The sequence below is a fragment of the Mesorhizobium sp. M0478 genome (assembly GCF_040321305.1).
Lineage (GTDB): Bacteria > Pseudomonadota > Alphaproteobacteria > Rhizobiales > Rhizobiaceae > Mesorhizobium.
The window spans coordinates 1-21,477 of record NZ_JAMYRH010000019.1 but is presented as its reverse complement, the minus strand read 5'-3'; the positions used below and the strand labels follow the sequence as shown (position 1 = coordinate 21,477).

Sequence of the window (21,477 nt, the reverse complement as noted above, 5' to 3'; positions counted from 1 at the left end):
GAAATAGCTCTTGCCGCCACCAATCAGGCCAGCGGGCACGGCACTTCACCTCCCCCTCGATGGGGAGGTCGCGGCGAAGCCGCGGGTGGGGGTGACTAGCACCGGACGTCAGCGCTGCCCCCACCCCGACGCTGCGCGTCGACCCTCCCCACAAGGGGGTGGGTTAAAGGGAGCTCAACGCCCGCCGATGACGCCGATATAGTCGGACACCCAGCGGTAGTAAGGCACGCACTGGTCGTTCTGGGTTGCGCACTTGGAGACCGGGGTCTTCCAGAACTTGATCTTGTCGAAGTTCTCGTAGCCGTTGGTCTTGCAGCCTTCCTCGCCGAGCAGCTCGTTGCCCTTGCAGGCAGCGGGCACCACGGGGAGCGAGCCGAACCAGGCCGAGACATCGCCCTGGACCTTGGGCGACAGCGAATGCTCAAGCCACATATAGGCGCAGTTGGGATGCGCGGCGTCGGCCTCCATCATGGTGGTGTCGGCCCAGCCGGTGACGCCTTCTTCCGGCACGGTCGAGGCGACCGGCTTCTTGGCGGCAACCAGCGTGTTGACCTGGTAAGGCCACGAACCGGAAGCGACGACGCCTTCGTTCTGGAAATCGTCGACCTGGATGGCGGCGTCATGCCAGTAGCGGCCGACCAGCGTCCGCTGAACACGCAGCAGCTCGAGCGCTGCCTTGTACTGGTCTTCGTTCAATTCGTACGGGTCCTTAATGCCGAGTTCCGGCTTGTGGAACATCAAATAGTTGGCGGCGTCGGCGATGTGGATCGGGCCGTCATAGGCCTGGACGCGGCCCTTGTTGGACTTGCCGTCCGGCAGGTTCATTTCCTCGAAGACGACGTTCCAGCTCTTGGGCGCTTCCTTGAAGACATCGGTGTTGTACATCAGGATGTTCGGGCCCCACTGATAGGGAACGCCGTAATGCACCTTGTCGACGGTGAACCAGGGCGCATCCTTCAGACGGTCGTCTACCGCCTTCCAGCTCGGGATGAGATCGGTGTTGATCGGCTGCACGCGCTTGCCGGCAACGAGGCGCAGCGATGCGTCACCCGAAGCGGTGACTAGATCGAACCCACCCTCATTCATCAGCGAGACCATCTCGTCGGAGGTGTTCGCGGTCTTGACGTTGACCTTGCAGCCGCTCTCCTTCTCGAAGGAGGTCACCCAGTCATAGCCCTTGTCGGTTTCGCCGCGCTCGATGTACCCCGGCCAGGCAACGATGCTGACCTCCCCTTCGCCCTTGCCAAGTTCCTTGACCTGGGCGACAGCCTGACCGGAAAAGGTCAGCGCGACCATCAAGGCGGTGCACGTCTTCAGGAATGAATTCATCGTCAATCTCCCATTTGGCGCCTGACTGCGAAGCGAGTCGCCGCCGCGGTCAGCCGCAGGCTGAAAAGCGTCAGTTCATCCGATGGCACGTTGCCGCTCTGATGGCGGCTTTCGTCCCTGACATGAAAAGTGCTCGGAAAATTCCGGTTTCGCAAATTCATTTATCAGAAACGCGATATCGGTTTTTCCGATAGATAACCACGCACCCTATCAACGCTGCTGGCGTACCATACGCTGCGACTGGGCAAGGCCGATGAAGTCGCGCGACGCCTGCGGCAGACCGGAGCCGCGGCGCCAGACCATGCCGACCTGGACGACCGGCAGGGAACCCGAAATGTCGCGCGATTCGATGCGGTCGCCTTCCAGCGACCACGGCCGGTAGACTAGGTCGGGCAGCAACGCCACGCCCGCACCTGTGGCGACGAGGCTGCGAACGGCTTCGACCGAGCGGGTGCGAAAGGCGACATGCGGCCTGGCGCCGATCGCCGCCAGAAGCTTGCCGGTGTTCTCCTCGATCTCGTCGACGGTCAGCATGATCAGCGGCTCGCCGGCAATGTCGCCTATGCCGATAATGTCGGCGCTGGCCAGCTTGTGGCCGAGCGGGACCCACAGCCGGTAGGCCGAGACCTCGAGGATTTCCGACTGCAGCGCGGTGCGGTCGCGCAAATTGGAGGTGACCATGACGGCAATGTCGAGCTTGCCGCCGATCAGCAGATGTTCGAGATAGTCGCCATTGTCCTCGATGGCCGAGACATCGACGCCGGGATAGGCGCGGCGGTAGCGCGCCAGCAGATCGGACAGCACATAGCCCGCGACCAGCGAGGTGACGCCGAGCTGCAGCCGCCCGCCGGCCACCACCTGGTCGTCGGAAAAAGCGCGGCGCGCGTCGGAGACGTCGGCCAGGATCTTGGTCGCATGGCGCAGGAACTGGTGGCCTTTGTGGGTAATGTTGAGGCCACGCGGATGGCGCTCGAACAATTCGACGCCGAGATCGCTCTCCAGCTCCTTGATCGCCTCGGTGACCGAGGATTGCGAGATGGAGAGGTTTTGTGCGGCGCCCGACACCGTGCCTTGCTCGGCGACGGCAATGAAGAACTGCAGCTGGCGGATGGTGAAAGCCATGGCCGGACTAAACACCGGCGCGCCGGGGAAGGAAAGCCGAAGGCGGAGCTTATACCCATACTGCTTGAGGCGCCTCCTGGTCAGCCGAACCCGAGGCGCCGCCGGCAGGCAGGACCGTAGCGAAGCGCGAGCATAAACGCCGTCTCCAGCGCCAAAACGATGATGATGATGCGAAAACCGATGGCATAGGAATCCCTGCCGCTGCCGCGCATAAGGTAGCCGGTGACGAGGAAGCCGGTGTTCCATAGCGTGGCGCCGAGCAGCGTCGCCGCCGCGAAGGGCAAGAGTGGAAGACGGAGCGCGCCGGCCGCGATCGGCAGATAGTTGCGAACCGTCGGGATGAACTGCGCCAGCAAGGAGACCCGGACATGATGGCGGCGATAGGCCTGACCAAGCTTGCTGTAGGTCGCATAGCGCAAGCAGACATATTTGCCGAAACGCTGGACCAGCCTGTCGGCACGATCCAAGCCAATCCGACGACCCAAACTATACCAGACAAGGCAGCCTGTGATGGCGGACAGCGTCGTTACCAGAAGCAGGATCGCCAGCGCCGGGAGATCGGGGGCTGCCGTCATGCCGAGGAACAGCAGCAGCACATGCGAGGGCGGCAGCGGCAGGATCTTTTCTGTGAAGGCGAGGCAGGCGACGCCGAGCAGGCCGAAGCCCAGGATCGCCGACAGTGGATCAGTCATGCGAAGCGCCAGTCATAGGTTTTGAGGTTCTTGATCCTGGACACCTTATACACCGTCATACACCGTCGCCGGCGGAAAGTTGCGGAATGTCCGGCCAAGCCGGGTCGGCTTCCAGGTCGGAGCGCGCAAGCGTCCAGGCCATGAGGAAAGACAAGGCATCGTTTGCAGCATGGTGGCCTCATTGCTGATGCGGGCGATTCGCCCGGCCCGCATTTCGACGAGGCGCTGTTTGCGGCTGCCAAGTTGCATGGACATTGCGAAGAGCGGGATGATTGAAAAACAATTTTTCACCAGAACGACATCTTACGCGGCCGGCGACGCGGCGCGCATGATGCACAACATCGCCTTCGTGGTATCGGGTGGCGGCATGGCCGGGATCGCGGCGCGCCAGTCGCTGGTGTTTGGCTAGGCCGCAGCAATGCTAAGGCGCGCTCCAGCCTCGGCAAGTGCCGAGGCAATGTCGCGCGGCGGCGGCTGGTCGGTGGCGAGTTCGGAAAAACCGTCGAAGCCGCAGACCTGGACCAGACCCTGGCGACCGAACTTGGTGTGGTCGGTGATGACCAGCGAGCGCTGGCCGCGCGACAGCACCATGCGGGCGAACTCCGCCTCTTCCAGATCGTAGTCGGCAAGGCCTGCGGCGGCATCGACGGCGCCGATCGAAATCACCGCATGGCTGACCGAGAAGCGGCTGACGAAATCGATCGCCGAGGCGCCGAAGGCGGCTCCGGAATCGCTGCGCAATTCGCCGCCGGCCATATAGACCTTGTTGCCGTTGACGGTGGCCAGCGTGCGGGCGATGTCGGATGAATTGGTGACCACGGTCAGCCGCCGGTGGCCGAGCAGTTCGCGGGCCAGGAACGAGGTCGTGGTGCCGGTGTCCAGCATGACCGATTCACCGTCGCGAATGGTGGCAGCGACCATGCGGGCGATCAGCCGCTTGGCCTCGGCATTGTCGCGCATGCGCCGCTCGAAGGGCGCTTCGCCGGCCATCGACGGCAGGCCGATGGCGCCATGCATCTTGAGCACCGAGCCATTGCCGGTCAGTGGCTTGACATCCCGGCGCACCGTTTCAAGCGAAACCCCCAGCCGGTCGGCGAGGCTGGCAATGGTGACGGTGCCCTCTTCCTTGAGGAGGCGGAGGATTTCGCCATGCCGTTTCGAATGGATCATCTGGCTTCCTGAATTTGCGGCCTGCCCGGTTTTAGGGCAATGCCGCCGTTTTTAAAGGAATTGCTCGTGGTTTCGGGCAAAACACCCAAAAAAAGTCACAACATTTCATTGACAGTTAGGTAGCACTGGCGTGACATTGACGGCGTGACAGCTTCGGAACTGCCACGGGAAGGTGATGGCAGAGCCGCAATTCACGGACCGGACCGTCTGGCCAGACCGTCTGGGTTTGAACTGGCACAAAAGTTTCTCAAATCCGCGGGGGCGGAGACCGGGTATCAAAACCTGGCCAGAGGGGCTCGTCGGTGCGGCGCGGGATAGGAGTTCCGGCGTCCCGCACCGACGAGATTTTTTGCGTTTCCCAACGCCCGTTGCGCGGCGCATGGCGCCCAGGAAAGCTCCGCAAAAGTCAGGGATGGCCCCGTGACTGCTGAAGACCGCATCCGGGCCTTGCCTTGCTGGAATGGCAGCATCGACATTGCGCCGCTGCCGGGCGGCCTCAGCAACGCCAACTATCTGGTCAAGGACGCGGCCGGGCGGCATGTCGTGCGCTTCGGCCAGGACTATCCATTTCACCACGTCTTTCGCGACCGCGAGGTGATGACGGCCCGCGCGGCGCACGCCGCAGGCTTCGCGCCGGCGGTCCGCCATTCCGAACCCGGCATCATGGTCACGGAATTTCTCGGCGCGAAAACCTATGTTGCCGAGGACGTGCGCGCCAATATCGGCCGCGTCGCAGCCCTTATGCGCGGGTTCCATCGCGAGATGCCCAATCACATCTCCGGCGCCGGCTTCATGTTCTGGGTCTTCCATGTCATCCGCGACTATGCGCGAACGCTGAGCGAAGGCGGCAGCCGCAAGCGCGACGAGCTGCCCAGGCTGCTGGCTCTGGCCGACGAGTTGGAACGGGCGCAGAAGCTGCTGCCGATCGTGTTCGGCCACAATGATCTTTTGCCGGCAAATATTCTCGACGATGGCGACAGGTTGTGGCTCATCGATTTCGAATATGCCGGTTTCAACACCGCGATGTTCGATCTTGCCGGCGTTGCCTCCAACGCCGAGATGAGCGACGCAGAGTCCTTCACTTTCCTCACGGCGTATTTCATGCGCGAGCCGGATGAGGCGATCCGCCGCTCGCACGCCGCCATGCAATGCGCCTCGCTGCTGCGCGAGGCGATGTGGAGCATGGTTTCCGAACTTTACCTCGACGCGCCCGGCATCGACTACGTCGCCTACACCGCGGAGAACCTGACGCGGCTCGACGCGGCGCTGGACAATTACCGCACGAAGTACGGGACACAGTCATGACATTGCCTACACATGCCGGCATCGTCGTCATCGGCGGCGGCATTATCGGCTGTTCGACGGCCTATCACCTGGCGCGCGACCACAAGGCCGATGTCGTGCTGCTGGAACAGGGCAAGCTGACCTCGGGTTCGACCTGGCATGCGGCCGGGCTGGTCGGCCAGTTGCGCTCGTCGGCCTCGATCACCCGCGTGCTCAAATATTCGGTCGAGCTCTACAAGGGACTGGAAGCCGAAACCGGGCTCGCTACCGGCTGGAAGATGACCGGGTGCCTCAGGCTTGCGACCAATGCCGACCGCTGGACCGAATATAAACGGCTGGCGACGACGGCCAGGAGCTTCGGCATGGACATGCAGTTGCTGTCGCCGGGGGAGGTCAAAAAGATGTGGCCGCTGCTGGAGACCGGCGACCTCGTCGGCGCCTCCTGGCTGCCGACCGATGGGCAGGCCAGCCCCTCCGACATCACGCAGTCGCTGGCCAAGGGCGCGCGCATGCATGGCGCCAAGCTGTTCGAGGACGTCCGCGTTACCGGCTTTGACATGACGGACGGGCACATCACCGCGGTGAAGACCAACAAGGGCGACATTGCTTGCGACAAGGTGGTGAACTGCGCCGGGCAATGGTCACGCCAGGTCGGCGCGATGGCCGGCATTTGCGTGCCGCTGCAACCGGTCAAGCACCAGTACATCATCACCGAGAAGATCGACGGGCTGGCGACCGACGCGCCGACAATCCGCGATCCCGACCGCCGCACCTATTTCAAGGAAGAGGTCGGCGGGTTGGTGATGGGCGGCTATGAGCCGAACCCGCAGGCCTGGGCGACCGGCCTGCCCGGCGGCGATGTCCCCGATGACTGGGAGTTCCGCCTGTTCGACGACGACTACGATCATTTCGAACAGCATATGAGCCAGGCGATCGCGCGCGTGCCGGCGCTGGAGACGGTCGGCGTCAAGCAGATGATCAACGGGCCGGAGAGTTTTACGCCGGACGGCAATTTCATCCTCGGTGTCGCGCCCGAATGCGCCAACATGTTCGTCGGCGCCGGCTTCAACGCCTTCGGCATCGCTTCCGGCGGCGGCGCCGGCTGGGTGCTGGCGCAATGGGTTGTCGATGGTGAAGCGCCGCTCGACCTTTGGGTGGTCGACATCAGGCGCTTTTCCAATTTGCACCGCGACCGGCAATGGGTCAGCGATCGCACGCTGGAAGCCTATGGCAAGCATTACACGATCGGCTTTCCGCATGAGGAGTACGTCTCGGGCCGGCCGCGCATCGTCTCGCCGCTCTATGACCGGCTGAAAGCGCACCGCGCGGTGTTCGGCTCCAAGCTCGGCTGGGAACGGCCGAACTGGTTCGCGCCGCAGGGCGCCAGACCCGAAGACATTTATTCCATGGGCCGGCAGAACTGGTTTGGCCCGGTCGGCGAGGAGCATCGCCATGTGCGCGAGAAAGTCGGCATCTTCGACCAGTCGTCCTTCGCCAAATACGAAATGACGGGTTCGGATGCGGCCAAGGCGCTGGACTGGATCTGCGCCAACGATGTCGCCAAGCCGGTGGGACGGCTGACCTACACGCAGCTTCTCAACACGCGCGGCGGCATCGAGGCCGATTTGACGGTGGCCAGGCTCGCCGAAGACAAATTCTACATCGTGACCGGCACCGGCTTCCGCACGCATGATCTCTCCTGGATCGGCGACCATGTCGGCAAGGGTCTCGACGTGACGCTGAAAGATGTCACTGAGGATTTCGGCACGCTGTCACTGATGGGACCGCGGGCCCGCGACGTTCTGGCTGCCGTGACCGATGCCGATGTCTCGAACGCCGCCTTCCCGTTCGGCCATATCCGCGAGATCACGACTGCCGGCCATACGGTTCGGGCGCTGCGCGTCACCTATGTCGGCGAGCTTGGTTGGGAATTGCATGTGCCGATCGCCGCCACCGGCGAGATTTTCGACACGCTGATGGCGGCAGGCAAGCCGCACGGCATCCGGCCGATCGGCTACCGGGCGCTGGAATCACTTCGGCTGGAGAAAGGCTACCGCGCCTGGGGCTCCGACATCACCCCCAACGACACGCCTCAGGAGGCCGGCCTCGGCTGGGCGGTGAAGCTGAGGAAGAACACCGATTTCGTCGGCCGGCGGGCGCTCGAAAAGATCAGCGGCGCCGACCTGAAGAAACGCTTTGCCGGCTTCACGGTCGACGATCCCGATATCGTGCTGGTCGGGCGCGAGACGATTTTGCGCAATGGCGAACCGGTCGGCTATCTCACCAGCGGCGGATATGGCTACACGCTGGCTAAGAACATCGGCTATGGCTATGTCCGCAACGCCGATGGCGTCAGCGACGATTTTCTCAGCTCAGGCGACTATGAGCTGGTGGTGGCGATGGAACGGACGCCGGCGAAGATCCATCTCGAACCGATGTACGATCCTTCGATGAGCAGGATCAAGGCATAGGCTGCGCCAGACTCAGATCACGCGCAGCACAAGGCCGCGGCTGGGCACGGTGTCAGCCTCGCCCGGCATCGAAACATAAGGCGCAGTCTCCTCGGCACGAACGACCCTGCCCTCAGCCTCGAGCGCAGCGATGCGATCGGCAAAGCCGGCGTTCCACAGCGTGTTCTTGATGGTCAGCACGATGACGCCACCGGGACGGCAGACGCGGATCAGTTCGTCCAGCCCCTCGGCGCCGACGTGGCCGGAGGTGAAAACGCCGGCCGAGACGATGCCGGCATAGGCATTGTCGGCAAAGGGGAGCGGGCCGCCGAGCGCCAGGCAATGCAGCGCCGAATAGACGCCCTTTGCCGCCGCCTTGGCCAGCATGCCTTGCGAAATATCGAGCGCTTCGACCTGGGGATAGCCGGTGATGGCCAGCCACTCGCCGATCAGCCCGGTGCCGGCCCCGGCATCGAGAAGCGGGGCCGCGCCGCGCGGCAGATGCCGTGCGAGCAGGGCCAGGCAGATCGTCGGATGGCGGTAGCCGGCGGCCGACATATCGGCATCGTAGGTTTCCGACCAATTGTCATAGATCGCGGCGACGTCCTCGGGCCGTTGCGCCGCATAGGCGGCGCCAAGCCCGCCATGATCCTTGTCGTCCGCCATGGCTGTTTCTCCGCCAGCTCGCTGCTCACCCTGGAACCGATGATAGCCAAACGGCGAAAACTGTGGAACCGTTGTCGCAAGAAATAGCACGCCAGGGGCAACAGGCATGGGGACGGACGAGGCACGCGCAACACTTGCGGCGATTCCGGCGTTGGCGGGCTATGATGGGCCGCTGGAACGGCTGGGCGGAATGACCAATCTCGTCTTCCGGGCCGGTGATATCTGCCTGCGTATCCCCGGCAAAGGCACGGAGGAGTACATCAACCGCGCCAATGAAGCGGTGGCGGCGCGTGAGGCGGCCAAAGCCGGCGTCAGTCCCGAGGTGCTGCATGTCGACCCCGCGACAGGCGTGCTGGCGAGCCGCTTCGTTGCCGGCGCAGTGACGATGTCGCCGCAAAAGTTCAAGCTGCGCGCCGGCAGCCCGGCCCGCGCCGGCGAAGCCTTCCGCAAGCTGCACGCGTCCGGCGCGGTGTTTCCGTTCCGCTTCGAGCTGTTTGCGATGATCGACGACTATCTCAAGGTCTTGTCGACCAAGGACGTTGCCTTGCCGCCGGGCTACCACGACGTGGTGCGCGAATCCGACACCGTGCGTGCGTCCCTTGCCGCGCATAGACTGCCGCTTGCCGCCTGCCATTGCGATCCGCTGTGCGAGAATTTTCTCGATACGGGCGAGCGGATGTGGATCGTCGACTGGGAATATTCGGGGATGAACGACCCGCTCTGGGATCTCGGCGACCTCTCGGTCGAAGGCCGATTCGACATCGCGCAAGAGGAAGAGATGATGCGGGCCTATTTCGGCGGCGAGGCAAAACCGGCCGACCGCGGCCGCGTCGTTATCTACAAGGCGATGTGTTGTGGACGCTGTGGGGGCTGATCCAGCTTGCCAACAACAACCCGGTCGAGGATTTCCGCGCCTATGCCGACGGCCGCTTCGCCCGTTGCAAGGCGCTGATGGAAACGCCTGAGTTTTCACGGCATCTGGCGGCGGTGCGGCAAGGTTAGGTCAATTCACGCCTTTCGGCACGTTCTCCGGCGGCACGACTGTTTCGACCACCTTCTGGCGGTGGAAGATGAACAGGCCGGCGAGCACGACGATGGCCGAGCCGATCAGGATGCGCGGTCCCGGCACGTCGCCGAAGAAGGCCAGGCCGAAGATCACCGCCCATAGAAGTAGGCTGTAGTGCAGCGGCGCCAGCGTCGAGGCAGGGGCCAGTTTCAGCGCCCTGGTAATCATCAGATGCGCGCTGCAGGAGACGATGCCGAGCAGGAGCATGGCGCCGAAATCGAGTGCCGACGGCGCCTTCCAGGCGCCGATGGTCATCACGGCGCCAACCAGCAGCGTGCCGATCGTCTGCCATGTGACCAACGTGGTGTCGCTGGTGCCGCGCAGGCGGCGGCTGAGGATGATGGCGAAGGCGAAGGCGATGCTGCCGACCAGTGCGAACAGCGAGGACTGCGAGAACGCCGCCGAAGAGGGCTTCAAGATGATCAGCACGCCGCAGAAGCCGACCAGGATGGCGGCCCAGCGGCGCCAGCCGACCTTTTCGCCGAGCAGGAAATGCGACAGCGCCGCCACATAGATCGGCCCGGCCATGTAGAAGCTCATCACGTCGGCAAGCGGCAGATAGACGACGGCGGCATAGAACAGCGCCGTGTCCACCGTGGTCGCCAGCACGCGCAGAATCTGGAGGACCGGCCGCTCCATCCGGAACAGTCTGCCGGCGCCCTGGTTGGCGATCATCGGGCCGAGCACGATGAAGGCCCCGATCGATCGGATCAGCACCACCTGGCCGACCGAGAAGCTGGCGACCAGCCATTTGCCCATCGCGTCGTTCAGCGCGAACATGAAGTCGCCGGCCAGCATCAAAAGGATGCCGGCCAAAAGCACGTTCCTGATGGTAAAGGTGCGGACGAGCGACTGGGCCATGCGGCTCCCTAGCTGCAAGCGGCCGCTTTGACGAGGCAAATCGGTAAGACCAGCGGCGGAAATCGGCTGTTTCTACGCAGTTTTGTGCCGCCGGTTCACCTGTCCGGGACGGCCGGCGATCGACAGCCGTGTCTCCTGCTTCGTGCGCTCGGCCACCACCTTGCCCCTGGCGACGACGCACAGCCGTTCGGCACGTAACCTCAAGGCCTCGATCGGGTTGCCGGCATCGAGGATGACGAAGCTGGCGCGCTTGCCCACGGCAAGGCCGAGATGATCGAGGCCCATGATGGCGGCGTTGACATTGGTGACCATGTCGAAGCAGCGTGCCATGTCGGCAGGGCTCGACATCTGAGCGACGTGAAGCCCCATGAAGGCGACGTCGAGCATGTCGGCGGTGCCCAGCGAATACCAGGGGTCGAGAACGCAATCCTGGCCCCAACCGACGCGGATGCCGAGCGCCAGCATCTCCTTCACCCGGGTCATTCCGCGCCGTTTGGGAAACGTGTCGTGGCGGCCCTGCAGCATGATGTTGATCAGCGGATTGGGGATCGCCGACACACCGGCCTCGGCGATCAGCGGCAGCAGCTTGGAGACGTAATAATTGTCCATCGAGTGCATCGAGGTGAGGTGCGAGCCGGCCACCTTGCCCTGCAGGCCAAGGCGCTGCGTCTCATAGGCAAGCTGCTCGATGTGGCGCGACAGCGGATCGTCGGTCTCGTCGCAATGCAGGTCGACCATCAGCCCGCGCTTAGCCGCGATTTCGCACAATTCGGTCACCGAGCGCGTGCCGTCGGCCATGGTGCGTTCGAAATGCGGGATGCCGCCGACGATGTCGACGCCCATGTCGAGCGCGCGCAGCGTGTTCTGGCGCGCCGTCGGCGAACGGTAGAAGCCATCCTGCGGGAAAGCGACCAGTTGCAGATCGATATAGGGCGCGACAATCTTCTTGACGTCGAGCAGCGCCTCGACCGCCAGCAGCCGGTCGTCGCAGACATCGACATGGGTACGGATGGCGAGCAGGCCCATCGAGACCGCCCAGTCGCAATAGGCGAGCGCCCGCTCGCGAACCGCGTCATGCGTCAGGAGCGGCTTCAGCTCGCCCCATAGCGAAATGCCCTCCAGCAGCGTACCCGAAGCGTTGATGCGTGGAATGCCGTAGGACAGCGTCGCATCCATATGGAAATGCGGATCGACGAAGGGCGGCGAGATCAGATTGCCACGGGCGTCGATCGACGTGCCGGCGCTGACATGCAGTTCGGGCTCGATGGCGACGATCGTCTCGCCGATGATGCCGAGATCGGCGACGGTGCCGTCGGGCAGCGTTCCGCCGCGCACAACAAGGTCGAAATCCATCTGTCGTCATCTCCCCGCAGATCAGTCGCCGCAATCGTGGCGCAAAAGACACCGTGCCGCAGCCGATTGTCTCCGCGACAGCGAAAGGTTCCATCCGGCCACAACTCGCTCTATAAGCCGCCTTTCGCCCCGGTGGCGAATCCGAAATTCGTCAGTCAGGCATGGGATCGGCCATTTGTTTCGCTTCTTCCGTTCGACGGAAAACCAGCGCCTTATCGCAAGGCTTTTGCGGGAATCCTTTCACGCACATAGATTTGGCTACGCTGCGGCCATTCTGTCGATGCTGGTGGTGGCGGCAACGACAGCAGCCAGCGCCTATATGCTGCGCGAAATCACCAATGAATTCGTGGTTTACAAGAGGATTGGGCAGGTCAATCTGATCGCGGCGGCGACCGGAGCGATTTTCATTCTCAAGGGCTTCGCAAACTTCATCCAGGCCTACTTCATGAGCAGGGTCGGCAATGCCATCATCGCCGACCGGCAGCGCAAGATCTATGACAGCATTCTTGCGCAAGGCATCGAATTCTATCATTCGACCTCTTCGTCCGAACTGATTTCGCGCATGACGAACAATGCCCAGGCCGCGCGCAGCGTGCTCGACCAAATCGTCACGTCCTATGTTCGCGACCTGGTGACGCTGGCTGCGCTGGTGGGTGTGATGGTCTGGCAGCAGCCGGCGCTGTCCCTGATCTGTCTGGTGATCGGGCCGATCGCCATTTACGGCGTCAATCGTATCCTGAAGCGCGTCCGAAAAATTGCCTCGCAAGAATTCCGTTCGCTCGGCCAGATCGTGCAGGTGATGCAGGAAACGGCGATCGGCGTGCGCGTCGTCAAATCCTTCGGTCTCGAAGGCGCCATGCGCAAGCGCATGTACAAGGCCGTGTCGGACGTGGAGAGCCGCGCCAACAACATCGCCACGCTGGAGGCCGCCACCAGCCCGGTTATGGAAACGCTTGCGGGGCTGGCCATCGCTGGCGCCGTTTTTGTCAGCGGCTTCCTGGTTCTGGGCGGCGGCGGTCAGATGCCGGGCAACATCATGGCCTTCATCGCGGCGCTGCTGTTGGCCTATGAGCCGGCCAAGCGCCTGGCCCGCGTACGCATCTCGCTTGAAACCGGCATTGTCGGCGTGCGCATGATGTTCCAGCTCGCCGACCGGCCGCTGACGCTGGCCGAAAAGCCGGATGCAAAGCCGCTGCGGGCCGGGCCGGGCGAGATCCATTTCGACAATGTCAGCTTCGCCTACCCCGAAAGCGCGCCGGTGTTCGAGGGACTGGACCTGACGCTTGCCGCAGGCAAAATGACGGCGCTCGTCGGACCCTCGGGCAGTGGCAAGTCGACCATCCTCAACCTGATCATGCGCATGTACGACCCGCAGAGCGGCAGGGTGATGTTCGACGGGCAGGACATTTCTTGTGCCACGCTCACCTCGGTCAGGGAAAAGATCGCCTATGTCAGCCAGGACACGTTCCTGTTTGCCGGCACGATCATGCACAACATCAGGCTCGGGCGCGAGGGCGCCACGGACGAGGAAGTAATGGCCGCCGCAAGGGCCGCCAATGCACATGACTTCATCAGCGCCCAGGCGAAAGGCTACGACACGGATGTCGGCGAGAATGGCGCGCTGCTGTCAGGCGGCCAGCGCCAGCGCATCTCGATCGCACGCGCCATGCTGCGCAATGCCGAAATCCTGCTTCTGGACGAGGCGACCAGCGCACTCGACGCCGAATCCGAGGCGCTGTTCCGCGACGCGCTGCAGCAGCTGACGGTCGGGCGCACCACCATCGTCATTGCCCACCGCCTGTCGACCGTGCACCAGGCCGACACGATCGTGGTGCTGGAGGCCGGCAAGGTGGTGGAAAGCGGCGCGCATCGCACGCTGCTCAACCAGGGCGGGCTGTATCAGAAGCTTTACGAATATCAGCTGATGCCGTGAGCTTTACCCTCCCCCTTGTGGGGAGGGTCGCTGCGCAGCAGCGGGGTGGGGGTCGGCGCCGCACCCCCTCACTGCGGCACGTGCCTCACCGCGCCCTTGTCTGCGCTGGTGGCGAAGGCTGCGTAAGCGCGCAGCGCGGTCGTCACCTTGCGCTTGCGCTTTTCCTCGGGCTTCCAGGCCATGGCGCCCTTTGCCTCCATGGCCGCGCGGCGCGCATCTAGCTCGGCGTCACTGACCGCCAGACGTATGGTGCGGTTGGGGATGTCGATCTCGATCGTGTCGCCCTCTTGCACCAGCCCGATCAATCCGCCTTCGGCCGCCTCCGGTGAGGCATGGCCGATCGACAGGCCTGATGTGCCGCCCGAGAAGCGGCCGTCGGTGACCAGCGCGCAGGCTTTGCCGAGGCCTTTCGACTTCAGATAGCTGGTGGGGTAGAGCATTTCCTGCATGCCGGGGCCGCCACGCGGCCCTTCATAGCGGATGACGACGACATCGCCGGCCTTGATCTCGTTGGACAGGATCGCTTTGACGGAAGCGTCCTGGCTTTCGAACACGCGGGCCGGGCCGGTGAACTTCAGGATCGACTCGTCGACCCCGGCGGTCTTCACGATGCAGCCGTCGAGCGCGAGATTGCCTTTCAGAACCGCAAGCCCGCCGTCTCTGGAGAACGGCGTTTCGGCCGAACGGATGACGCCCTTCTCGCGGTCGAGGTCGAGCTCGTCCCAGCGGCGGTCCTGGCTGAAGGCGACCTGTGTCGGCACGCCACCCGGAGCGGCGAGAAAGAAGTCGCGGACGCTCTGGCTCGAGGTGCGGGAGATGTCCCAATGGTCAAGCGCTTCGCCGAGGCTTGCCGTATGCACCGTGGGCAGGTTGCGGTTGAGCAGCCCGGCATTGTCGAGCTGGCCGAGGATCGCCATGATGCCGCCGGCGCGGTGGACGTCTTCCATATGCACGTCGGACTTGGCTGGTGCGACCTTGCACAGCACCGGAACGCGGCGTGACAGCCGGTCGATGTCTTCCATGGTGAAATCGACCTCGCCCTCATGGGCGGCGGCCAGGATATGCAGCACGGTGTTGGTCGAGCCGCCCATGGCGATATCGAGCGTCATGGCGTTCTCGAAGGCGCCTTTGGAGGCGATGCTGCGCGGCAGTGCCGACTCATCATCCTGCTCGTAGTAGCGCTGGGCGAGATCGACGATGAGATGGCCGGCCTCGACGAACAGCCGCTTGCGGTCGGCGTGGGTTGCGAGGGTCGAGCCATTGCCGGGTAGCGACAGGCCGAGCGCCTCGGTCAGGCAATTCATCGAATTGGCGGTGAACATGCCGGAGCACGAGCCGCAGGTCGGGCAGGCCGAGCGTTCGATGACCTTGACGTCCTCGTCGGAGATCTTGTCGTCGGCGGCGGCAACCATGGCGTCGACCAGGTCGAGCGCTTGTGTCTTGCCGGCGAGCACCACCTTGCCGGCTTCCATCGGCCCCCCGGAGACGAAGACGCTTGGGATATTGAGGCGCAAGGAGGCCATCAGCATGCCGGGCGTGATCTTGTCGCAATTGGAGATGCAGACCATGGCATCGGCGCAATGCGCGTTGACCATATATTCGACCGAGTCCGCGATCAGCTCGCGCGATGGTAGCGAATAGAGCATGCCGTCATGGCCCATGGCGATGCCGTCATCGACGGCGATGGTGTTGAATTCCTTGGCGACGCCGCCCGCCTTCTCGATCTCGCGCGCCACCAGCTGGCCAAGGTCCTTCAGATGCACATGGCCGGGCACGAACTGGGTGAAGGAGTTGACCACCGCAATGATCGGCTTGCCGAAATCCGAGTCCTTCATGCCTGTGGCGCGCCACAGGCCGCGGGCGCCGGCCATGTTGCGGCCGTGGGTGGTGGTGCGGGAGCGATAGGCAGGCATGAATTTTCCTTGGCTGGCTGGCTGCGCCCGGTGCGGAGCGTGGCGGCGCGGAACTTGGATCGCAGGGTTTATAGACCGGCAAGTATGGTCTGACCACATTTTTGCAATGCGCCAGAGTCTCGCTGAAAATCAGGGTTCGAAAAAGATTGCCGGCCAGTGTCGGATCGCTAGCCCGGCATTCGTCCTTGGGACGACGGCAAGGGAATGGCACCATTTCTATAAGTCAGCCGCTTCACCTGTAACCGCAACAAAACACCCCGAGGAGCATGACATGCAAAAGATCACCACCTGCCTGTGGTTCGATGGCCAGGCCGAAGAGGCGATGAATTTCTACGTCTCCATCTTCAAGAATTCGAAGGTGCTGAGCGTGCTGCGTTGGCCCGAAGGCCATGCCGATGCCGGCAAGGCGCTGGTGACCACGTTCGAACTCGACGGCGTGCAGTTCCAGGCACTGAACGGCGGACCGCAATTCAAGTTCAACGAGGCGATGTCACAGTCGATCGACTGCAAGACCCAGGAAGAGGTCGATTATTTCTGGGACAAGCTCATCGAAGGCGGCGGCGAACCGTCGCAATGCAGCTGGCTGAAGGACAAGTTCGGCGTCTCCTGGCAAGTCGTGCCGGAGCAACTGCCGCGCCTGCTTCTGGATCCGGACCGGGCCAAGGCCGGGCGGGTGATGTCGGCGATGATGCAGATGAGCAAGATCGATATTGCGAAGATCGAGGAAGCTGCGGAGGGGTGAGAAGGGGTCCGCGTAGCGGACGAAAAGCCAATTGCTTGGCTTTTCGAGCTTCGAACGCCCTGAGCCATGCGAAGGGCCGGCGCGCGTTGGAGCCAATTGACCCTTCAACGTCGGCGCTGCCCCTCATCCGCCCTTCGGGCACCTTCTCCGCGTAAGCGGGCAGAAGGAAAAGGGGCGCCTTAGGCCGCCTTGTCGCGGACCTGGTAGTCCTTGACGGTTGCGAAGCGGATCGCCTTCCAGCGTTCGGCTTCGTAGTTCAGCGAGAAGGCGTGCTGGGCCAGAAACACCGGGTCGTTGTCGAGGTCGCGGGCGATGTCGCCGCGATGCGCCTCAATGAAGCGAAGCGTTTCGGCCTTGTCGTCGGCAGAGATCCAGCGGCAGACCGAGAAGCGCGACATTTCGAATTCGACCGGCAGCGTGTATTCGAAATTCAGCCTTTCCTTCAAGACGTCGAGCTGCAGCGCGCCGACAACGCCGACGATGGCCGGCGAGCCGTCTTCCGGCGAAAACAGCTGCACGACGCCTTCCTCGGCCATCTGGTGCAGCGCTTCCTTGAGTTTTTTCGCCTTCATCGCGTCGCCGAGGCGCACACGGCGCAGGATTTCCGGCGCGAAGTTAGGTACGCCGCGGAACAGTATCTCCTCGCCTTCGGTCAGCGTATCGCCGATACGCAGCGTGCCGTGGTTGGGAATGCCGACGACATCGCCGGCAAACGCTTCGTCGGCGGTGACGCGGGTGCGAGCGAAGAAGAACTGCGGTGCCGACAGGCTCATCGGCTTGCCGGTGCGCACCAGCTTGGCCTTCATGCCGCGCTCGAGCTTGCCCGAACAGACGCGCACGAAGGCGATGCGGTCGCGATGGTTGGGGTCCATATTGGCCTGGATCTTGAACACGAAGGACGTCATCTTCTCCTCCGTCGCCTCGACCTTGCGGGTGTCTGCCTCCTGCGCGCGCGGCGGCGGGCCGAAGGCGCCGAGCGCCTCGATCAGGTCGCGCACGCCGTAATTGCGCAGCGCCGAGCCGAAATAGACCGGCGTCAGATGGCCTTCGCGGAAGGCGTCGATGTCGAGCGGGCGGCAGGCTTCGCGCGCGAGTTCCAGCTCCTCGATGAAGGCTTCGCGCTCGTTTTCCGGCAGCAGGCCGGCGACGCGGTTGGAGTCGGGGCCGTTGACCGGCGTGCGGTCTTTCTCTGCATCGCCCCTGCGCACAGCGTTGAGCGCCAGGTGGTAGGTGCCGGCAAAAGTCTTGCCGCGGCCGATCGGCCAGGTGATGGGGGCAGTGTCCAGCGCCAGCTTCTGCTCGATCTCGTCCAAAATCTCGAAGGGGTCGCGGCTTTCGCGGTCCATCTTGTTGATGAAGGTGATGATGGGGATATCGCGCAGCCGGCAGACCTCGAACAGCTTCAGCGTGCGCGGCTCGATGCCCTTGGCGGCGTCGATGACCATGACGGCCGAGTCCACCGCCGACAGCGTGCGGTAGGTGTCGTCGGCAAAATCCTCGTGGCCGGGCGTATCGAGCAGGTTGAAGACATTGTCCTCGTATTCGAAGGTCATCACCGAGGTGACGACCGAAATGCCGCGCTCGCGCTCGATCTTCATCCAGTCGGACCGCGTCTGGATGCGGTCCTTCTTGGCCTTGACCTCGCCCGCAAGCTGGATGGCGCCGCCGAACAGCAGCAGCTTTTCGGTGAGCGTCGTCTTGCCGGCGTCTGGGTGGGCGATGATCGCGAAAGTGCGGCGGCGCGATACCGCCTGTTCGATGTCTTCAGCCAATTTCTGGAATCCTGTCTGTGGCGCGGGCTTCTAGCAGCGCATTGCTGGCCTGTCGACAGTTTCGGGCCGGCAGGCCGACCACACTTGAGCTTGAATCGTTACGGTGGCATCAGAGGAGCCCATTCTGAGAGGTCCGGTATGAGCAGCGCTAAAGAAGTCATCGTCATTGGCGCCGGCATTATCGGGGCGTCCATCGCCTGGCACCTGACCAAGGCCGGGGCGCGGGTGACTGTGATTTCCGATAGTGGTGCCGGCGGCGTCGCCACGCCAAACTCCTTTGCCTGGATCAACGCCAGCTGGGGCAATCCCGAAATCTATTTCCGGCTGCGCATCCGTGCGATGGCCGAATGGAAGCGGCTGGCAAACGAGCTGCCCGGCCTGCCGCTCGCCTGGTGCGGCGGGCTGTGCTGGGATCTGCCGGCCGACAGGCTCGAAGCCTACGCGGCTGAGCACGCTTGCTGGGGTTACGGCATCGAACGCGTCGACGCCGGGCGGGCAGCGCAAATCGAGCCCAATCTCGTCGAGCCGCCGGAATTCGCTGTCTATGTCGCGGAGGAAGGCGTGGCCGAACCGGTCGCAGCGGCCAAGGCGCTGCTGGCCCACGCAGAACGGCAAGGTGCGCGCGTTCTCTCCAGTTCTGTAACCGCACTTGTCCAGACCGATGGCAGGATTGCCGGTGTCGATACATCGCATGGGCTGATGCCAGCCGAAGAGGTGGTGATCGCAGCCGGTGTCGGGGCGCCCGATATTGCCGCTACCGCCGGCATCAAGCTGCCAATCGAGACGCCGCCCGGTCTGATCGTCCACTCGCAGCCCTACAAGAAGCTCCTCAACGGGCTGGTGCATGCCGAAAAGCTGCATATGCGCCAGACGGCGGAGGGCCGCATCATCGCCGGCTCGGATTTCGCGGGGAGCGATCCCGGTGAGAATCCCGACGCCACGGCGCGCGAGCTGTTTGCAGCAATGAAGGCGGCTTTGCGCGGCGCCGACGAACTGGAATTCGATTTCCACACGGTTGGCTACCGGCCGACGCCGATCGACGGCTTTCCGATCATCGGCCGCGCCGAGGGCACGGAAGGTCTCTATGTCGCCGTCATGCATTCCGGCATAACGCTGGCGCCCGCGGTCGGGCTGTTCGCCACGCGCGAAATTCTCGACGGCGAGCGTGATCCGCTGCTGACGCCTTATGGGTTGGGTCGGTTTGCTCAGTAGCCCGGCGGACGCTTGAAGCCGCCGGTCAGCGCTTCGATCGCCTTGGCGATGCCGAGCAGCCGCGATTCCGACCAGCGCTTGCCGACCAGTTGCAGGCCGATAGGCAGGCCGTCGCGGTCTTGCCCGCAGGGCAGCGAGAGTGCCGGATGGCCGGAATAATTGAAGACCGCGCCATAGGCCGGTAGCATCCAATAGCTTTGCTCCTTGCCGTCGACTTCGATCGGCGTGCCGGGCTCACAATGCGCGAAGGCCGTGGTCATGGCGACCGGGCACAGCAAGGCATCGCAGGTTTCGAAGAACCTGTCCCAGGCCAGGATCGAGCGGTCGCGGCGAGCGAGCGCCTCGAACCAATTGGTGATCGGCGTTGGCTGCTCCGGCGGTTCGGGCTGCGCTGCCTCCAGCATCATGCCGATCAGATCGCCGCCCTGCTCCAGATCGTCATGCAGATCGATCTCAGGCAAGTTCGCTTCTTCCACAATCACCCCTGCTGATTGCAACCGCTTGGCCAGGCTTTCGACCGCGGCAGCGATTTTACCAGCCACCGGAAAGCCGGGGAAGGACGGCGCGACGGCGATGCGCAATGTCTTGAGGTCGAGCCTGGGCATGGCCTCTACGGGCACCGGCGCGAGGTCGGTGTCTGCTCCGTCCGGGCCGGCGATGATTTTGTAGATCAGCGCAAGATCCTCCACGCTGCGCGCCAGCGGGCCGAGGCAGGACATCAGCCGCACGCTACGCGCCGCGCCGTTCGGATCGGGGAAGGCGCCGGCCAGGGACACGCGGTGCTCGGTCGGTTTCAACCCGTAGACGCCGCAAAAAGCCGACGGCAGGCGGATCGAATCCTGCATGTCGGTGCCGACATCGAACGGCGTCATGCCGGTCGCCACCGCTGCCGCTGCGCCACCGCTGGACCCGCCTGACGTGCGCGATCGGTTCCACGGATTGCTGGTGCGACCGAACAGCGGATTGTCCGATTGCCAGTCGCCCAGCATCGTCGCGACATTGGTCTTTCCAATCAGGATGCCGCCTGCGGCTTTCAATCGGGCGACGACCGGGCTGTCTGCCTTTGCCACATAGTCGGCGAATGGTGCGAAACCAACCGTGGTCTTCATGTCGGCCGTTTCGTGCGTATCCTTCAGGGTGAAGGGCACGCCATGCAGCGAGCCGAGCGCATCGCCATGCGCCAATGCCACGTCGGCGTTTTCAGCGCGCTCACGGGCGCCTTCGCGGTCGAGATTGACGATGGCGTTGACGGCCTCGTTGTGTCGGTCGATTTGGACCAGATGGGCGTCCAGAGCTTCGACGGCGGAGATCTTTCGCGCCGCGATTGCGGCGGCGAGATCGATGGTAGAGGAAAAGGCGAGGTCCATGATTGCTCCGGCTGCTGCCAAACGTATCGCGGTTTAAAACCAAGTTCAGCATTCGGAGATCATCGGCGCTTGATCAAAATTGCGCTTGCCGGTCGGTTGAGGTTGGCGCTCTACGGCGCCCCCCTCTGTCCTGCCGGACATCTCCCCCACTTTGGCATAGGCGCTAAGATAGCTTTGGCATGGACTGAAACTTGCGCTTTCGTGGTGGCTCACGCCAGCGATATCGCAAGGCACGGAGATTGTGGCGCAGGGTTGCCAAGGGAGGTTGAGCGAAGATCGCTGCGATCAGAGAGGCGACGATCTGGCGGGTGGCGCGCCACAGCAGCGGGCGCCCGTCGCTCAAGGGGGAGAGACACCCAACTCCTGCGAGAGGGGTTCGGTCACGAGCGCGATGAGGAAGTGTGCAAGGATCCAAGGCTTTGCGATCCTTGGGTCTTTGGCGGGAGGAGAGCGCAGCCCGATCAGGCTCTTCAGGCGCTTGAAGGCGAGCTCGATGCGCCAGCGCATGCGGTAGAGCTTGAGGACCGTATCGGCGGGAAACTCCT

General features: G+C 63.6%; 17 protein-coding genes and 1 pseudogene. 7 read left to right on the top strand and 11 right to left on the bottom strand.

Annotation, left to right across the window (positions count from 1 at the left end):
* Nucleotides 1-174: 174 nt before the first annotated feature.
* The 3 genes from NKI64_RS29460 to NKI64_RS29450 all read right to left on the bottom strand — a co-directional run bounded on the left by NKI64_RS29460 (nt 175) and on the right by NKI64_RS29450 (nt 3,143).
* The gene (locus NKI64_RS29460; protein WP_023698923.1) at nt 175-1,329 is read right to left on the bottom strand and encodes an ABC transporter substrate-binding protein; all 1,155 of its coding nucleotides are present in this window, start codon (nt 1,327-1,329) and stop codon (nt 175-177) included.
* Nucleotides 1,330-1,539: 210 nt separating this feature from the next.
* Nucleotides 1,540-2,451, bottom strand: a complete 912-nt coding sequence (locus NKI64_RS29455; protein WP_023673412.1) for a LysR family transcriptional regulator — start codon at nt 2,449-2,451, stop codon at nt 1,540-1,542.
* An 80-nt stretch (nt 2,452-2,531) separates the two neighbouring features.
* Nucleotides 2,532-3,143 carry a DedA family protein gene (locus NKI64_RS29450; protein ID WP_023698922.1) on the bottom strand — a complete coding sequence of 204 codons (612 nt, stop codon included), beginning with the start codon at nt 3,141-3,143 and terminating at the stop codon, nt 2,532-2,534.
* Nucleotides 3,144-3,390: 247 nt separating this feature from the next.
* On the opposite strand from NKI64_RS29450, the gene NKI64_RS29445 reads away from it, so the two are divergent.
* Nucleotides 3,391-3,552, top strand: coding sequence for a hypothetical protein (locus tag NKI64_RS29445; RefSeq protein WP_023698920.1), 162 nt, complete (start codon nt 3,391-3,393; stop codon nt 3,550-3,552).
* On the opposite strand, the gene NKI64_RS29440 is transcribed toward NKI64_RS29445, so the two are convergent.
* A complete protein-coding gene (locus NKI64_RS29440) occupies nt 3,549-4,313 on the bottom strand; it encodes a DeoR/GlpR family DNA-binding transcription regulator (RefSeq protein WP_023685103.1) in 765 nt (254 codons plus the stop codon). The genes NKI64_RS29445 and NKI64_RS29440 overlap by 4 nt on opposite strands.
* Before the next feature lie 420 nt (nt 4,314-4,733).
* Here NKI64_RS29440 and NKI64_RS29435 point away from each other — a divergent pair, with 420 nt between their 5' ends.
* Together NKI64_RS29435 and NKI64_RS29430 are read left to right on the top strand one after the other, a co-directional pair.
* Nucleotides 4,734-5,618: a phosphotransferase family protein gene (locus NKI64_RS29435; protein WP_023703531.1), complete on the top strand. Its 885-nt coding sequence runs from the start codon at nt 4,734-4,736 to the stop codon at nt 5,616-5,618.
* Complete coding sequence (locus NKI64_RS29430) at nt 5,615-8,068, top strand: GcvT family protein (RefSeq protein ID WP_352671694.1); 2,454 nt, start codon at nt 5,615-5,617, stop codon at nt 8,066-8,068. Before NKI64_RS29435 ends, NKI64_RS29430 begins: the two co-directional genes overlap by 4 nt.
* A gap of 12 nt (nt 8,069-8,080) precedes the next feature.
* On the opposite strand, the gene NKI64_RS29425 is transcribed toward NKI64_RS29430, so the two are convergent.
* The gene (locus NKI64_RS29425) at nt 8,081-8,713 is read right to left on the bottom strand and encodes a class I SAM-dependent DNA methyltransferase (RefSeq protein WP_352671691.1); all 633 of its coding nucleotides are present in this window, start codon (nt 8,711-8,713) and stop codon (nt 8,081-8,083) included.
* 106 nt (nt 8,714-8,819) lie between these two features.
* Here NKI64_RS29425 and NKI64_RS29420 point away from each other — a divergent pair.
* Nucleotides 8,820-9,715 (top strand): annotated as a pseudogene (locus NKI64_RS29420) (phosphotransferase).
* Between the two features lies 1 nt (nt 9,716).
* On the opposite strand, the gene NKI64_RS29415 reads toward NKI64_RS29420, so the two are convergent.
* Complete coding sequence (locus tag NKI64_RS29415) at nt 9,717-10,640, bottom strand: DMT family transporter (RefSeq protein ID WP_352459242.1); 924 nt, start codon at nt 10,638-10,640, stop codon at nt 9,717-9,719.
* 72 nt (nt 10,641-10,712) lie between these two features.
* Complete coding sequence (locus NKI64_RS29410) at nt 10,713-11,993, bottom strand: amidohydrolase family protein (protein ID WP_023702648.1); 1,281 nt, start codon at nt 11,991-11,993, stop codon at nt 10,713-10,715.
* A 175-nt stretch (nt 11,994-12,168) separates the two neighbouring features.
* Between NKI64_RS29410 and NKI64_RS29405 the strand changes: the two genes are divergently transcribed.
* Entirely contained in the window at nt 12,169-13,926 is a 1,758-nt protein-coding gene (locus tag NKI64_RS29405) for an ABC transporter ATP-binding protein (protein WP_023685110.1), read from the top strand.
* Between the two features lie 68 nt (nt 13,927-13,994).
* Here NKI64_RS29405 and ilvD read toward each other — a convergent pair whose 3' ends face one another.
* Nucleotides 13,995-15,839, bottom strand: a complete 1,845-nt coding sequence (ilvD, locus tag NKI64_RS29400; protein ID WP_023715582.1) for a dihydroxy-acid dehydratase — start codon at nt 15,837-15,839, stop codon at nt 13,995-13,997.
* A gap of 271 nt (nt 15,840-16,110) precedes the next feature.
* Here ilvD and NKI64_RS29395 point away from each other — a divergent pair, with 271 nt between their 5' ends.
* Complete coding sequence (locus NKI64_RS29395; RefSeq protein ID WP_023672886.1) at nt 16,111-16,581, top strand: VOC family protein; 471 nt, start codon at nt 16,111-16,113, stop codon at nt 16,579-16,581.
* A 179-nt stretch (nt 16,582-16,760) separates the two neighbouring features.
* Here NKI64_RS29395 and NKI64_RS29390 read toward each other — a convergent pair whose 3' ends face one another.
* Nucleotides 16,761-18,353 (bottom strand): peptide chain release factor 3, encoded by a 1,593-nt coding sequence (locus tag NKI64_RS29390; protein WP_023755673.1) that lies wholly within the window; start codon nt 18,351-18,353, stop codon nt 16,761-16,763.
* A gap of 138 nt (nt 18,354-18,491) precedes the next feature.
* Here NKI64_RS29390 and NKI64_RS29385 point away from each other — a divergent pair, with 138 nt between their 5' ends.
* Complete coding sequence (locus tag NKI64_RS29385; protein WP_023672884.1) at nt 18,492-19,565, top strand: NAD(P)/FAD-dependent oxidoreductase; 1,074 nt, start codon at nt 18,492-18,494, stop codon at nt 19,563-19,565.
* Here the strand turns inward: NKI64_RS29385 and NKI64_RS29380 are convergent.
* Together NKI64_RS29380 and NKI64_RS29375 are read right to left on the bottom strand one after the other, a co-directional pair.
* On the bottom strand, nt 19,559-20,932 hold the full coding sequence (locus tag NKI64_RS29380) for an amidase (RefSeq protein WP_023806964.1): 1,374 nt from the start codon (nt 20,930-20,932) through the stop codon (nt 19,559-19,561). The two genes, NKI64_RS29385 and NKI64_RS29380, sit on opposite strands and share 7 nt — an antisense overlap.
* A 339-nt stretch (nt 20,933-21,271) precedes the next feature.
* Nucleotides 21,272-21,477: transposase (locus tag NKI64_RS29375; protein WP_352671685.1), on the bottom strand; the 206-nt coding region annotated here is incomplete at its 5' end.

What these genes read in the sequence shown, in the direction of transcription:
- NKI64_RS29460 (WP_023698923.1), bottom strand. Translation starts at nt 1,329, where the DNA reads ATGAATTCATTCCTGAAGACGTGCACCGCCTTGATGGTCGCGCTGACC.
- NKI64_RS29455 (WP_023673412.1), bottom strand. Translation starts at nt 2,451, where the DNA reads ATGGCTTTCACCATCCGCCAGCTGCAGTTCTTCATTGCCGTCGCCGAG.
- NKI64_RS29450 (WP_023698922.1), bottom strand. Translation starts at nt 3,143, where the DNA reads ATGACTGATCCACTGTCGGCGATCCTGGGCTTCGGCCTGCTCGGCGTC.
- NKI64_RS29445 (WP_023698920.1), top strand. Translation starts at nt 3,391, where the DNA reads ATGGACATTGCGAAGAGCGGGATGATTGAAAAACAATTTTTCACCAGA.
- NKI64_RS29440 (WP_023685103.1), bottom strand. Translation starts at nt 4,313, where the DNA reads ATGATCCATTCGAAACGGCATGGCGAAATCCTCCGCCTCCTCAAGGAA.
- NKI64_RS29430 (WP_352671694.1), top strand. Translation starts at nt 5,615, where the DNA reads ATGACATTGCCTACACATGCCGGCATCGTCGTCATCGGCGGCGGCATT.
- NKI64_RS29425 (WP_352671691.1), bottom strand. Translation starts at nt 8,713, where the DNA reads ATGGCGGACGACAAGGATCATGGCGGGCTTGGCGCCGCCTATGCGGCG.
- NKI64_RS29415 (WP_352459242.1), bottom strand. Translation starts at nt 10,640, where the DNA reads ATGGCCCAGTCGCTCGTCCGCACCTTTACCATCAGGAACGTGCTTTTG.
- NKI64_RS29410 (WP_023702648.1), bottom strand. Translation starts at nt 11,993, where the DNA reads ATGGATTTCGACCTTGTTGTGCGCGGCGGAACGCTGCCCGACGGCACC.
- ilvD (WP_023715582.1), bottom strand. Translation starts at nt 15,839, where the DNA reads ATGCCTGCCTATCGCTCCCGCACCACCACCCACGGCCGCAACATGGCC.
- NKI64_RS29395 (WP_023672886.1), top strand. Translation starts at nt 16,111, where the DNA reads ATGCAAAAGATCACCACCTGCCTGTGGTTCGATGGCCAGGCCGAAGAG.
- NKI64_RS29385 (WP_023672884.1), top strand. Translation starts at nt 18,492, where the DNA reads ATGAGCAGCGCTAAAGAAGTCATCGTCATTGGCGCCGGCATTATCGGG.
- NKI64_RS29380 (WP_023806964.1), bottom strand. Translation starts at nt 20,932, where the DNA reads ATGGACCTCGCCTTTTCCTCTACCATCGATCTCGCCGCCGCAATCGCG.